Below are 13413 nucleotides of genomic sequence, written 5' to 3'. Positions count from 1 at the left end.
GAGCAACTCACACGCTCAGCCCTGCAGTGCGGTACGCGTCAACCGTGTATTCGGCTGTTCGGGTCCACGTCGAGCGGGCCGCGACACGTGGCGCAGATATACGGAGTGCGGTGTTGACATCGTCGTCCAGGACGACTGAGCGAAGAGCGGCCAACCAGGAAGCCTTGTCGTGCTTGCGGACAAGCACGGCGGCGTTGTCGGCGAATTCGGTCAGTGCTCCGACCGCACTCGCAACCACTGCCGCGCCGCACGCCATGGCTTCGAGTGGCGGCAGACCGAACCCCTCGTAGTGGGAGGAGTAAGCGACAGCAGTTGCGGCGGAATAGAGTGCCGGAAGGTCTTCTGTCGCGACGTAACCCAATCCTCGGGCGGAATGGGGCGCGTCGGGGCCCGTCGAGCCGGAGCCCGCCAGCAGAAAAGGAATCGACAGCTCCGTGCACGCTTCGGCGACCAGAGCGACATCTTTTCGAGGTTCGATCGTTCCGACCTGCAGCACGAATCGCTCCGGTAGTTTCAATCGCCGCCGAACTTCGGTCACTGCAGCTTCGGTGGGGATCGTGGCCCAGGATGCGGGTGCCAGCGGCGTGACAACGGCATGCCGACCGCTCAGCGCGAGTATTCGTTCGGCGGTGAAGTCCGATACTGCAATGACGACGTCGGCCTTGCGTAGCGCCGCGGACAGGAGTCGGCGTTCGCCAGCTGCTCGATATCGACTGAAGGCCCACGGAACGTCGAATACCGACATGTCGTGAAACGTCGAGATCTTCAGGCCGCCTTGCCCGATCGGGAGGTCGACGTCGAGGCTGTGGAACAAGTCGCTGCCCGCGACCGGCACCATCGCCCACGCGGCTCTGTGTGCTCCGGAGGCAACAGGGCGCGTCACGGCGCGCACGCCGGTTGGAATCTCATCGACAGCGTCGATTTGCACTGTTGCGCTGAGGTTCGTCGATTCGCTGATCAGTGGGGAGAGTTCTCGGAGTAGTTCGCGTGCATAGGTTTGGACGCCGCCCCCACCAGGTCGGAGTGCCATGGCTCCGAGGGTGATTCGTGATCGGATATCGCTTCTTTCTCCGAGTGGTGTTGAGTCAGTGCGCATCCCACGGTTCCAATCAGTAGCCAAAAATAGAGGTCGAGGGGAAATATCTCGAAATATGTCGAGACGACAGAAGCGACCGCGGCCGCGACGATCGAGGCGCTGACACCGAGAGCCAAAGCGCCGTCCGAGCCGGGAAGCACACGCGATGCCCTCAGCGCGGACGCTCCGGAAGATATGAGGACCAGGACAAAAATCCACAAGCCGATCGGTCCGAGCTCGACTGCGACTTTCATGTAGTAGTTGTCGGGCTGATAGGGGATCAGCCCAAGTGTTGTCGCGGCCTTGATCGTCATCGTGTTGAGCATCGGTTGCGCTGCTTCCGCCGCCTTTGCTGCCGCGGATCCTGTTGCGCCCAGACCTTGCCCGAGTGGATGCACGAACAGCGAGCTGATTGTCGACGACCATCCGCTACCGCGTTCTTCGAGACTGTACGACGAGAACAGTGGTTTGACGATTGATGGTGGTGCCAACAGAAGTACAAAGGGAACGGCAGCGGCAGCCGCGCCGAACAACATCAAGATAGACCGATACTTGTATACGGCAATCCAGAGAAGCCCGACAGCCAACCCGATGTAGCTGGCCCGCACAATCGAGACTCCCATGCCTACGACCATGATCGGAGTTGCGGCCAGAAAGATAATGTTGCGCAGCCGTTTCGGATCCGCGAGAGCGACCGAAATACCGACGATCAAACTCAGCATCACGAAGAGACCGAACGCAAACGGACCGGTGAAAGTGCTGAAGCTTCGCAAGATCGAGCCGGTGATTCGAATCTGTTCGGTGTAGCTGTAGCCGAGATCCACCAGGTATGCAGGCCCTACTGCTTGCTGAAGGAGTCCGATGACTGCTGTCAGTATCCCCATACTCATCAGGACGGACACGAGATGATCTCGGTCGTCCCGCGAGAACGGTGCGCGCCAGAGAATGACGGGTATCAAGATGTAGAAGTAGGTGATCTTTATCGATGTCACCCCGGCGATACCGGACAGAAGCAGTGCTGACGCGGAACCGAAAGCTACCCAGGCCGCGGCAGCCGGCCACCAAGGCATCGAGGGGCGCACTACCCGAAGGCGATTGGGGCTGACGAAGGTGCATCCCAACGTGAGCAGGAGCAACCCCTCCTTCCAACCGGCCATCGATGTCCCGCCGGGAATGATCGCCAACAGACCGTGGAGCGGAGCGAACAGTGCAACAAGCAGCAAGCCGCGTTGTGGTCGCTGGTAGATCGCAACGACGATGGGTACTGCGAAGATTGCAGCAACAAACATGAATGATGTGTTCACGCGATGAACCGGTTCGCATTCGCCGTGTCGGCCCGAGGGACCGTCGTAATTCCGAATGCTTTCGCTATCGAAGAAATCGCCTTTGTTTGCACGATATTTCGGAGGTCACGATGGTAGGACGGGTGATCGCCGACCGGTGGCATGATCGCGTCGAACGTTTGTCCTCGGTGAGTCATCCGGGCAACGCCTTCGGGTCCGCGTTGCTGATTGAACCATGCGGCGTCCGCGGGGGAGAGGATGACGGTGGTATCCACCCCACGCTTGCAGAGTGCCTCCAGCATTACCTCAGGAACCTGCGTGATTCCCCTGATTCCCAGAAGCTTCCACGCTGGATAGGGGAGACGGGACTGCAGTACGCCTTTCACCCGTCCGCGGAGGGGAAGTTTCGTGGTTTCGGCACCTGGATCGATTCGAGGAGCCTCCGGCAAGACAGCATCCATCAGGGACTTCTTGCGCCTCACCGACCACAAGATCATGTTTACGAGTATTGTCGATCTCGCACCCATCTGGAGCGCCATGGACGCTGAGGTCCATGCCCCCGAACACAATCCGGTCATCACGAGGTTTCTCGGATCTGCGCCGAGTGCGGCAACGGCAGTGCGTGCGTCCTCGTCTGCCGCGTGTGAATAGACCGACGTCGGATTGTCGGCGTCGATCGGACCCGAGTCGCCGACCCCTCGTCGGTCGAATCGGAGACTCGTGACCGAGAGAGCCGCGGCCTCACGAGCGATGGTCACCCACGAGCGGCCAGGCCCGACTCGATGCTCGATTGCAGTAGTGAAGAACAGTAGTCCGCGCTCGGGAGGCGCATCGGTGGTCGATATGTTGCCTGCCTCGGATTCGGGAGAAGTTGCGGGATGCGTGCGGATCGCGAAGAGCTCCTGAGCGCCGAATCGTTCCAACGTCTCGAACACCTCCTCGCCGACTTCGGTGACCGCGACGCGAGCTGTGGTGGTGATCGCGGGAGTGAACGCGGAGGAACTCGTGGGCGCGTGGCGATCCAACCACTGTGCGATTTCGCTGATGTGTGTGTAGGGGATGTCGACGTAGAAACTGGGAGGCGACGTGAACGCGTCGTGGTTCTCCAAGATCATCATCTCGGGATCAAGAGTTGCTGCGAGCCCGGCGACAGCTCTGCTGTCCAGTACCGAAGACTTCACGGCCAGAAGGGTGCGTGGACGTCCGAGAAATGGTCCGGTGATGCGGAGACGTGACAGTTGGTCGGCGCATTCGGGAGCCAGCACGCCACCCATGATCGACACACGTGAGTCGGCGGGATCGTCCTCTCCGACGCTGATCGCGTAGAACGCACGTTGTTCCCTGAGGTAGTTGCGGCCGGTCAGAATTGGGTCCCACAGGACTATCGAGTTGACGTGTCCGCACTCCTGCAATGCCGACGCTGCCAGGAGGGCACCAACTCTCAGTCCGACGATGCTGACGGATTCCGCGCCCGCTTGTCGGACATAGTCCACAGCGCTGACGATGCTCTTCAGCCAGAGGGTGAGAGCGTCAGGATCGTCTTCGGCACCGGCCGAGTCGCCGACTCCCGCGTACTCGAAACGAAAAGCGGCCATACCCTGTGCCGCGAGTTTTTCGCCGAGAAGTCGCATGCCGCGATAGGTGTCGATGTGCTCCTTGCCCAGCGGGGGACACATGACCACGGCTTCTCGGACAGTTCCTGAAGAGGGCACGTGAACGAATCCGAGCAACGGCCTGTCTGCCGACCCGAACCACGTGGCCAGTTGAGTCTCGATGGTGATCACTCCGGTCAAGATCGGTTGCCTGTATGTTGCTAGTAAACATACCAGTAGTCTGTTTGATGCCGATCCGGCAATCTCTAGGTTTGTGAAGCGCCAAAAAAGCGCATAGGAGTCCGAAAATGTCAGGTGTACTCGTCCATGAATGGATAGAGCGTTCGGGCGGCGCAGAGAAGGTGCTGGACGAGTTCGTCAACTGTTATCCGGACGCTGACCTCTATTGTCTGTGGAACGATGCTCCCGGGCGTTACTCGACAACCGATGTCAACGAAAGTGTGCTCGCTGCAACGCCATTGCGTCGTAGCAAAGCGCTCTCATTGCCTGTCATGCCGTTCACCTGGCGAGGGTTGGAGAACCGCGGCTATGACTTCGCGCTGATCAGCTCCCACGTGTTTGCCCATCACGCAACATTCAGGGAGCAGTCTGCGCGATTCCGGAAATTCGTCTACGTGCACACCCCCGCCAGGTACGTGTGGAATCCCGAACTGGACGAGCGTGGAAACTCGCCACTCGCGAGGCTGGGATCACCCATTCTGCGCAAGATCGACCGCAAAAGAGCGTCGGAGGGAGCCTCGTTCGCAGCGAACAGTGTGTTCGTCAGTCGACGGGTTGAGCGAGCCTGGGGCGTGCAATCACGGGTCATCCACCCTCCGGTGGACGTCGACCGGATCTCCGCCGTCGAGGATTGGCGGTCCCGATTGAGCGAAAACGAAATTCAGCTACTATCCAGTTTGCCCTCGCCATTCGTTCTCGGTGCCTCGAGGTTCATTCCGTACAAGCGTTTGGACTGGGTGATCCGGGCAGCCGAGCGGGCCGGAACGGCTGCTGTCATCGCAGGGTCGGGCCCGGAAGAGGATCGGCTCCGCGCGATGGCTGACTCTGCGTCGGTTCCCGTTCGAATTGTTCGGCGCCCCTCGGATGCGTTGCTTTTTGCGCTGTATCAGCAGGCACTCGCATACGTCTTTCCGGCGATCGAAGACTTCGGAATCATGCCGGTGGAGGCAATGGCTGCGGGTGCGCGCGTGATTACGAACAGCATCGGGGGAGCTTCGGAAACCGTGACACCTGGTGTCGACGGACTCCATTTCCACGACGACAGTTGGGAATCGGTGGCCGAGTGCATCCGAGATGTCGCCGCAGTGGACGTGAATGGTGCACGCTCGTACGAGAAGTACTCCGTGCGCAGATTTCGTTCCGAGATCGCAACCTGGACCGGTGTCCCGGTGTTCGGCTACGCGAACAGCGCGGAGCCCCAGTAGCTCCCGTCGGCGAGACCGCCGGGGCAAGCGAAGACCGCAGAACCGACGTGCTGGATGTATTCGTTCAGCGCATCGTGTCGTGAAAGGTTTTGCTGCATCGGAACAAACTGCTCGACCGGATTCCGGCAGTACGCAACGAAAAACAGTCCCGCGTCCAGGTGGCCGAAGCCATCGGAGCCGTCCGTGAAGTTGTATCCGCGGCGCAAGATCTGAATCCCACCGAGTTCCTCGGCAGAGGCCAGGCGCACGTGTGAATCCTCCGGGATGACGAAGTCGTGTCCCATTTTGGAATCGAGATCGAGCTCGTCGAACTCGTCCTTGCCGCCGAGCGGCGCTCCGCTGCGTTTGGAGCGGCCGATGACAGCTTCCTGTTCCTTGAGTACTGCGCGATCCCACTGCTCGATCAGCATGCGGATTCGTCTGGCGACGAGGAATGATCCGCCCGCCATCCAGGCCTGATCGTCAGTGGGATCAACCCAGACGTGCTGGGCGAGTGCGTTTGGATCTTCCGCCTTGATGTTGGCTGTTCCGTCCTTGAACCCGAACAGATTTCGTGGTGTCGCCTGCGTCGTCGAGGTCGAGGATGTTCGTCCGAACCCGAGTTGCGACCATTTGACCGACGCGGTCCCGAACGCGACTCGCGCGAGGTTGCGGATCGCATGGACGGCAACCTGGGGATCGTTGGCGCACGCTTGGATGGCGATGTCGCCCCCGCTCCGATTCGGGTCGAGGTTGTCCGCACGGAAGTGGGGGAGATCGAGCAGGGCAGCAGGTTTCTTGTCTGCGAGCCCGAAACGGTCGTCGAAAAGTGACGGTCCGAATCCGATGGTCAGGGTGAGTTGCGACGGCGCGAGATCGAGTGCCTCACCCGTATCGCTCGGTGGTGCATACGGACCGTCGCCGGTCGCTCCGTCTTCGGTTGCTTCCTGACCCGCCGTCATTCGTTCGGCCATCGCCGTCCACGTCTGCAGCAGCGTGATCAGTTCGTCGCGCGACTTCGTCGTCACATCGAAAGCGACGAAGTGCATACGATCCTGGGCCGGCGTCGTGATGCCTGCCTGATGCTCGCCGCGAAAGGCGACCACGTCTGCGTGATCGGCGCCGGAACTCTCGTCGGCGGTCACCCGCCCGATGACGGCACCGGCACCGGCCAGAACGGCGCCGGCCCCCACGGCGCCGAACAGTCGGCGTCGTGAGACTGCGTGCGGTGCTGCGTTTTCCGCAGCGGGTGTGCCTTCTGGTGAATCAGTCATCTACTGTCCCGCGACTACTTCCTGGACCTGGCTGACCTCGGCGGACAGTGCATCGATTTTACGCGAGAGTTCCTGACGCTGCGCCTCGGTGACGGTGTCGTAGTACACGAATCCGTCGCCGACCCGGAACTGCGCCAGCGCAGCGTCGAGGTCGGCGAATCGGTCAGCGATGCGCTGGGCGAGCTCGGGATTACGTTCCTGCAGAATCGGGTTCAGTGCCGCGATCGCCGCTTGCGAGCCGTCGACGTTGGCCTGGAAATCCCACAGGTCGGTGTGCGAGAAGATGTCTTCCTCGCCGGTGATCTTGGAAGTCGAGATCTCGTCGAGCAGTCCTTGGGCGTCGCCGGCGATCTTGGTTGGATCGATCGTGTAATCCTCGGCATTCAGCTGGTCGGCAAGATACTGAATGTCTTCGAGCAGTTGATCGGCGACCGCGTTGGTATCCGGCTGAAGCCCGGTCACCCACAAATCCTTCTCGAGGCGGTGGAATCCCGTCCAGACCTGACCGGGCTCCAGATCCGCTTCGCGCAGGTCCAGCTTGGGATCGAGTTCGCCGAAGCTCTCGGCTTCGGGTTCGATGCGCTCGTAGTAGGTACGTGCGATCGGGAAGAGTGCCTTCGCCTGGTCGACGTTGCCGGACTGGACGGCGGCGACGAACTGAGCTGCGGTGTCCTGCAGCGCGACGATCTGGCTGCGGATGTAGCGACGGTAACCGTCGGCAGCTTCGGCGAGTTGGCCGCTCTCGTCGGCGGCCGCCTGCGAATCGCCCGTGACGACGAAGTCCTGACGGATGCCGGTTCCGACCATGCCCGGCTTGCACGCGAGTTGATAGGTCGCAGCCTCGGGGAGGGAGACGATCAGCTGCCGGGTAAGGCCGGGGCCGATGTTCTCGACTTCGCCCATCGCTCGATCGCCCTCGGCGAAGACGTAGAACTCGGTGACCTTCGAGCCGTTGTTCGTCACCTGGAACGTCGAACTGCCAGTGGTTCCAGTGGTGGCACTGACGTCACACGAATCGTCGGTGGCCGTGACGACGATGTCGCCGTCGCTCGCGGTCGTCTTCTCGGTGCATGCGGCGAGGGAGAAGGGAAGTACCGCGGCCGTGGCCAGTACGAGGGTGGATTTACGCATGTCGGCAATGCCTCTCAGGATTTTTCGGGAACGTGTATGTCGTGCGCAGGCGGGGTTGTCGGTTCCGATGGGCTCGACGGAAGGGGACGTAGGAAGAGCGCGAGGACGACTACGAGGTAGACGACCCATGCGACGGCTTGCAGGACGGTCGGGTCCGGGCGGAAGTTGAAGATTCCGGCGAGGACGGTGCCGTACCAGGTCGACGGGTCGTAGCCGGGTGTCAGGTTGAACGCGAGATTCGAACCGCCCGGCAGGACGTTTCCGGTCTGCAGAGCGCGAACACCGTACGAGAGGATTCCGGCGGCTACGACGATGAGGAAGATCGCCGTGTACCGGAAGAACGTCGTCAGGTTGAGACGGAGGGCGCCGAAGTACATGGCGACGGTCAAGACGGCGGCCAGGAGAATTCCGAGGAGCAGTCCGACCAACGGCCAGGAGCTGCCTGCGGTGTTCTCGGCGTAACCGACCATGAGCAACGCAGTCTCGACGCCTTCACGACCGACCGCGAAGAACGACAGCGACAAGATGGCGACGGGTCCGGCGATCAACGCCTTCTCCATCCCCGCTTTCAGATCTCCGGAAATGTTTTTGGCGGCCGTGCGCATCCACAGGACCATGATCGTGACGATGACGACGGCGATCAGGGAGGCAACGCCCGCGATGATCTCTGCGGTCAGGCCGTCGACCGTCGACGTTCCGTAGTGGATCGCGAAGAAGATGATCGCCACCATCGCGACGGCGATCGCGACGCCGAGCCACACCCATTTCAGTGCGTCCTTGCGCTGCGCCTTTACGAGGTAGGCGGCGAGAATCATCACCACGATGCCCGCTTCGAGGCCTTCGCGCAGACCGATCAGGCCACTGCCGAATAACTGGGTGGCAACTGATGGTGTGCTCGCGGCAGCGAGTACCGACACGGGCACGGGCGACTCCTGACTGAGTGAGTGCAACAGCTTCTGACGAACGCATGAGGCTAGGCCAGCCTTAACTCAGAAGAAGATACTCCATCATCGACGGCGAACCATGCTCTCACCTGTACTTTTGCTGTTCTTTACCAATGGATTCGGGAGTAGTTCACTCTCATGTGGATGATGGAGGGGTGTACCGAACTCCCGCAGCCCGCAGAAGTCCCCGGCGTCTCTCGCGAGCCGTAGCAGCAGTAGCTGCCGGAACAGCTTTGCTGGGCGCAGGCGTCGTGGCTTGTGGATCGAACGAACCGAAAGTAGCCATTCCGGAGGGCATACCCCCAGGTACCGGCTCTCCGACGCCGCCGATCGACATCAATGCTCCCGGCCGCAGTGCTGATCAACTCGCCGACTGGGCAGCGGGATTGTCGGACGACATCGGGATCGGGACGACGGCACTCGAGGCCTACGGGTACGCCGCCGCGGTCATGGCCGAGACGCTTCCCGGCTGCGGAATCGGGTGGACAACTTTGGCCGGTATCGGCAGCGTCGAGAGCCGCCACGGGACCTACGACGGCTCGTCGGTCGACGCGTTCGGCCAGGTTGCTCCGATCATTCGGGGAATCCCCCTCGACGGTGGCCCGGGAGTTGCCGAGATCCCCGACACCGACGGCGGGGCGATGGACGGCGATCCAGTGCACGACCGTGCGATGGGGCCCATGCAGTTCATCCCCGAAACGTGGCTCAAATGGGGAGTCGACGCCAACGGCGACGGCCGGGTGGACCCAGACAACATCGACGACGCTGCCCTCACAGCCGCCCGCTACCTGTGTGCACGCGGGGGAGACCTCACTTCCGCTGCCGGATGGCAGCAGGCACTGATGGCGTACAACCTCTCGGGCGACTATCTCGCACTCGTTCGTGATCGTGCGTCGGCGTATTCAGTCGGGGTACGGCCGGACTGACGGTGATCGATCCGCAGGTCGGACCCGTGACCGCGCGTCGATAAAGAAGCCTTCGGCCCGTGCGGTTAGGCTGTGTGCTGGCACTACAGAGGTGCTGGCACTGCAGAGGCCCAGCCGCGATCGTGGTCCTCTTTCGACCGGAGGGGTCGGAGCCCAAGTGTCAAGCACGCAGAGCGTGCCCCAATGCGAAGCCCATTCGAAGGAGAACCACACAGTGGCCAGTATTGAGCAGGTCGGAGCTCGCGAGATCCTTGATTCCCGTGGTAACCCCACGGTTGAGGTCGAGGTTCTGCTCGAAGACGGAAGTTTCGCCAGGGCTGCGGTGCCGTCCGGCGCTTCGACGGGTGAGCACGAAGCCGTCGAACTGCGCGACGGTGGCGCACGCTACGGCGGAAAGGGCGTCGAGAAGGCCGTGGAGGCTGTGCTCGGCGAGATCGCTCCTGCCATCATCGGCATCGACGCAACCGAGCAGCGCACGGTCGACCAGGCGCTGCTCGACGCGGACGGCACCCCGGACAAGTCGCGTCTCGGCGCAAACGCTCTGCTCGGTGCCTCGCTTGCCGTGGCTCGCGCCGCCGCCGAGTCCTCGGGCCTCGAGCTGTTCCGCTACGTCGGTGGCCCCAACGCTCACGTTCTCCCTGTCCCGATGATGAACATCCTCAACGGTGGCGCACACGCAGACACCGGTGTCGACGTCCAGGAGTTCATGGTTGCTCCCATCGGCGCACCGAGCTTCAAGGAATCGCTGCGCTGGGGCGCCGAGGTCTACCACTCCCTGAAGTCGGTTCTCAAGGAGAAGGGCCTCTCCACCGGTCTCGGCGACGAAGGCGGATTCGCGCCCGACGTCGCAGGCACCAAGGAAGCACTCGACCTCATCACGATCGCCGTGAACAAGACCGGCCTCAAGCTGGGTACCGACGTCGCGCTCGCTCTCGACGTCGCTGCCACCGAGTTCTACACCGACGGCACCGGCTACAAGTTCGAGGGCAAGAACCGCACCGCGGCCGAGATGGCGGCGTTCTACGCCGAGCTCATCGACGCCTACCCGCTCGTTTCCATCGAGGATCCGCTCGACGAAGACGACTGGGACGGCTGGGTCGCACTCACCGATCAGATCGGCAACAAAATCCAGCTCGTCGGCGACGACCTCTTCGTCACCAACCCCGAGCGCCTCGAAGAAGGCATCGTCAAGGGTGCGGCCAACGCACTCCTGGTGAAGGTCAACCAGATCGGCACCCTGACCGAGACCCTCGACGCCGTCGATCTCGCTCACCGCAACGGCTACAAGACGATGATGAGCCACCGTTCCGGCGAGACCGAGGACACCACCATCGCCGACCTCGCGGTTGCCGTCGGCAGCGGCCAGATCAAGACCGGTGCTCCGGCACGCAGCGAGCGCGTTGCCAAGTACAACCAGCTGCTGCGCATCGAGGAAAACCTCGGCGACGCAGCACGTTACGCCGGCGAGGTTGCGTTCCCGCGCTTCGCTTTCGAGGCCTGACGGAAATCTAAGATTCAGTAGTGTCTGCACAGCGCGGTAAGCCACGATCCCCCGGCGGAAGTCCGGGGGGTCGTGGTTCCCGTCGTGGGGACACACCGTCGCGTGCGCGTCGGGACAGCGCCCGACGCCCGCGCGTGTCGGAACCTTCGGTAGATCCGGAAGCAGTCGATTCCGCTGTGACAGACCCCGCGCAACCGGGGGTCTCCGCCGAGAAAGCGTCGGCGCGAGGGTCGAAGTCGGCCCGGGGGAAGAGCGGAACCAACAAGTTCTGGTCTCGGCTTCCGAAGTCGGACAACACCATTTTCGGCTTGTCCACCAGTCGGGCAGTTGTGCTCGCGATGGTTGTGCTCATGCTGGCGCTGACACTGGCAGTGCCGCTCCGTACTTACATCAGCCAGCGTTCGGATGCCGCGCAGGTGGCGGCGGAACGTCAGGTACTCGAGGAAGAACTGCGAAAGCTGCAAGGGCAGAACGCGCGCTTCGACGACCCTGCGTACATCGAAGCTCTTGCACGAGAACGCCTTCGGTACGTCAAACCGGGCGAGACCCCGTTCCAGGTTCAGCTTCCCGGTGACTACAAGGAACCCGAGAAGAAGCAGGAAAAGGAAACACCGCTCACAGGTCCGTGGTATCGCGATCTGTGGCAAACGATTTCGGAACCGCCAGTGGTTCCCGAGACGACGACACCGGCCCCGATGCCGTTGGCGCCGATAGAGCCAGAAGAACAAGGAGTACCCACCGGGTGAGCAACACGTCCGAAAATTCCCCACAGGTTTCACAAGCGGATCTCGACGCCGTTGCCGCTCAATTGGGCCGTGAGCCACGCGGAGTGATCGAGATCGCGTACCGCAGCCCGGACGGTCAGCCGGGCGTGGTCAAGACCGCCCCCAAACTTCCGGACGGAACACCGTTCCCGACGTTGTACTACCTCACGGACCCGCGACTGACTGCCGAAGCGAGCCGTCAGGAATCCGCCGGCGTCATGCGTGAAATGACCGAACGCCTGACCCAGGATCCGAAACTTGCCGCGGCCTACCGACGGGCATACGAGTCGTACCTTGCCGAGCGGGACGCGATCGAATCTCTGGGAACCGACTTTGCCGGCGGTGGGATGCCGGATCGTGTCAAGTGCCTGCACGTGCTGATGGCACATTCGCTTGCCAAGGGACCCGGCGTCAATCCGCTCGGTGACGAGTCCGTCGCGTTGGCCGGTCACGGAAAGCTGCGCGGCACTGCAATTCCCGCGGACTGGCCTGGCATCGACGATGCCGACAACACCGACCGGTGACTCGCCGTGTCGCCGCAGTCGATTGCGGTACCAACTCCATTCGACTGCTGATCGCGGACGTCGGCGACGACGGTCGTCTGGTGGATGTCCGGCGCGAGATGCGCGTCGTGCGACTCGGTCAAGGTGTTGATGCGACAGGGACATTCGCGCCCGAGGCCATCGAACGCACCCGGGTCGCGCTGGTCGAGTACGCGTCGATGATCGCCGATGCCGGAGCAACCGCCGTTCGCATGGTCGCCACCTCGGCTACTCGCGACGCTGCGAATCGGGAAGAATTCTTCACGATGACGCGGGACGTGCTCGGCGCGGTGATTCCCGGATCCGGAGCAGAGGTCATCACCGGCGACGAAGAGGCGCGCCTCTCGTTCAGCGGTGCTGTGGGAGAACTCGATCCGTCCGAGGGCCCCTTCGTGGTGGTCGATCTCGGCGGCGGATCCACCGAAGTTGTCCTCGGCGACACGTCGGGCGTCCAGGCTGCGTACTCCACCGACATCGGCTGTGTGCGCGTCACGGAGCGTTGCTTACCGTCGGATCCGCCTACAGCAGAGCAGGTTTCCGAGGCGACGGCTTTCGCGACCGCGAAACTTGCCGAGGCGTTCGAGGCCGTACCCGTCGATAAGGCGCACACGTGGGTGGGTGTCGCTGGAACCATGACGACGCTGGCCGCGATCGCGCAGGATCTTCCGGAGTACGACGCCGAGAAGGTGCACCTGTCGAGGATTTCGTTCAATCAACTGTTCGACGTGTGCGAGCGTCTCATTGCTATGCCTCGGGTTGATCGTGCTGCCTTCGGCCCGATGCATCCGGGGCGGGTGGACGTCATCGGCGGCGGAGCGATCATCACCACGGTGCTGGCTCAAGCGTTCGAAGCCAAAGCCGGGATCACCGAACTGGTTGTCAGCGAACACGACATACTCGACGGCATCGCGATGTCGGTAGCTCAGACCGACCCGATAGTCTGATCCCTGCCGCACC

12 protein-coding genes are annotated in these 13413 nt (G+C 62.3%); 6 read left to right on the top strand and 6 right to left on the bottom strand.

The window, feature by feature from the left end; translation table 11 throughout:
- Window positions 1-7 precede the first annotated feature (7 nt).
- Genes EHW12_RS21295 through EHW12_RS21290 form a run of 3 tightly spaced genes read right to left on the bottom strand, consistent with a single transcriptional unit; the run spans window position 8 to window position 4142 of the window.
- The gene (locus EHW12_RS21295) at window positions 8-1030 is read right to left on the bottom strand and encodes a glycosyltransferase family 1 protein (protein ID WP_241199022.1); all 1023 of its coding nucleotides are present in this window, start codon (window positions 1028-1030) and stop codon (window positions 8-10) included.
- Window positions 958-2364 (bottom strand): O-antigen ligase family protein, encoded by a 1407-nt coding sequence (locus EHW12_RS34995; protein ID WP_241199021.1) that lies wholly within the window; start codon window positions 2362-2364, stop codon window positions 958-960. Before EHW12_RS34995 ends, EHW12_RS21295 begins: the two co-directional genes overlap by 73 nt.
- Window positions 2365-2375: 11 nt before the next feature.
- Window positions 2376-4142 carry an alpha/beta fold hydrolase gene (locus EHW12_RS21290; RefSeq protein WP_233272335.1) on the bottom strand — a complete coding sequence of 589 codons (1767 nt, stop codon included), beginning with the start codon at window positions 4140-4142 and terminating at the stop codon, window positions 2376-2378.
- A 116-nt stretch (window positions 4143-4258) separates the two neighbouring features.
- Between EHW12_RS21290 and EHW12_RS21285 the strand changes: the two genes are divergently transcribed.
- Window positions 4259-5395 (top strand): glycosyltransferase, encoded by a 1137-nt coding sequence (locus EHW12_RS21285; RefSeq protein WP_020908547.1) that lies wholly within the window; start codon window positions 4259-4261, stop codon window positions 5393-5395.
- On the opposite strand, the gene efeB is transcribed toward EHW12_RS21285, so the two are convergent.
- From efeB to efeU, 3 genes are read right to left on the bottom strand one after another with little or no spacing between them, the layout of a single operon-like run.
- Window positions 5368-6648, bottom strand: a complete 1281-nt coding sequence (gene efeB / locus EHW12_RS21280; RefSeq protein WP_063316802.1) for an iron uptake transporter deferrochelatase/peroxidase subunit — start codon at window positions 6646-6648, stop codon at window positions 5368-5370. The genes EHW12_RS21285 and efeB overlap by 28 nt on opposite strands.
- The gene (gene efeO / locus EHW12_RS21275) at window positions 6649-7779 is read right to left on the bottom strand and encodes an iron uptake system protein EfeO (protein WP_125051679.1); all 1131 of its coding nucleotides are present in this window, start codon (window positions 7777-7779) and stop codon (window positions 6649-6651) included. It lies immediately after the preceding gene.
- Between the two features lie 14 nt (window positions 7780-7793).
- Window positions 7794-8696, bottom strand: coding sequence for an iron uptake transporter permease EfeU (efeU, locus tag EHW12_RS21270; protein WP_125052698.1), 903 nt, complete (start codon window positions 8694-8696; stop codon window positions 7794-7796).
- A gap of 140 nt (window positions 8697-8836) precedes the next feature.
- Between efeU and EHW12_RS21265 the strand changes: the two genes are divergently transcribed.
- The 5 genes from EHW12_RS21265 (at window position 8837) to EHW12_RS21245 (ending at window position 13400) form a co-directional block, all read left to right on the top strand.
- A complete protein-coding gene (locus tag EHW12_RS21265) occupies window positions 8837-9649 on the top strand; it encodes a lytic murein transglycosylase (RefSeq protein WP_116058051.1) in 813 nt (270 codons plus the stop codon).
- A 214-nt stretch (window positions 9650-9863) separates the two neighbouring features.
- On the top strand, window positions 9864-11150 hold the full coding sequence (gene eno / locus EHW12_RS21260; protein ID WP_003946309.1) for a phosphopyruvate hydratase: 1287 nt from the start codon (window positions 9864-9866) through the stop codon (window positions 11148-11150).
- Window positions 11151-11326: 176 nt separating this feature from the next.
- Window positions 11327-11896, top strand: a complete 570-nt coding sequence (locus EHW12_RS21255; protein WP_019744627.1) for a septum formation initiator family protein — start codon at window positions 11327-11329, stop codon at window positions 11894-11896.
- On the top strand, window positions 11893-12438 hold the full coding sequence (locus EHW12_RS21250; RefSeq protein ID WP_054827653.1) for a DUF501 domain-containing protein: 546 nt from the start codon (window positions 11893-11895) through the stop codon (window positions 12436-12438). The genes EHW12_RS21255 and EHW12_RS21250 overlap by 4 nt, the downstream gene beginning before the upstream one ends.
- A complete protein-coding gene (locus tag EHW12_RS21245; RefSeq protein WP_125051677.1) occupies window positions 12435-13400 on the top strand; it encodes a Ppx/GppA phosphatase family protein in 966 nt (321 codons plus the stop codon). Before EHW12_RS21250 ends, EHW12_RS21245 begins: the two co-directional genes overlap by 4 nt.
- The last annotated feature ends 13 nt before the right edge of the window (window positions 13401-13413 follow it).

Source organism: Rhodococcus sp. NJ-530, assembly GCF_003860625.1.
Classification (GTDB): domain Bacteria; phylum Actinomycetota; class Actinomycetes; order Mycobacteriales; family Mycobacteriaceae; genus Rhodococcus_F; species Rhodococcus_F qingshengii.
This window is presented reverse-complemented; position numbering and strand designations above follow the sequence as displayed.

Excerpts from the sequence above, each read along its gene's own strand:
- EHW12_RS21285 (WP_020908547.1), top strand. The coding sequence starts at position 4,259 with ATGTCAGGTGTACTCGTCCATGAATGGATAGAGCGTTCGGGCGGCGCA.
- EHW12_RS21295 (WP_241199022.1), bottom strand. The coding sequence starts at position 1,030 with ATGGCACTCCGACCTGGTGGGGGCGGCGTCCAAACCTATGCACGCGAA.
- EHW12_RS34995 (WP_241199021.1), bottom strand. The coding sequence starts at position 2,364 with ATGTTTGTTGCTGCAATCTTCGCAGTACCCATCGTCGTTGCGATCTAC.
- EHW12_RS21265 (WP_116058051.1), top strand. The coding sequence starts at position 8,837 with ATGGATTCGGGAGTAGTTCACTCTCATGTGGATGATGGAGGGGTGTAC.
- efeB (WP_063316802.1), bottom strand. The coding sequence starts at position 6,648 with ATGACTGATTCACCAGAAGGCACACCCGCTGCGGAAAACGCAGCACCG.
- efeO (WP_125051679.1), bottom strand. The coding sequence starts at position 7,779 with ATGCGTAAATCCACCCTCGTACTGGCCACGGCCGCGGTACTTCCCTTC.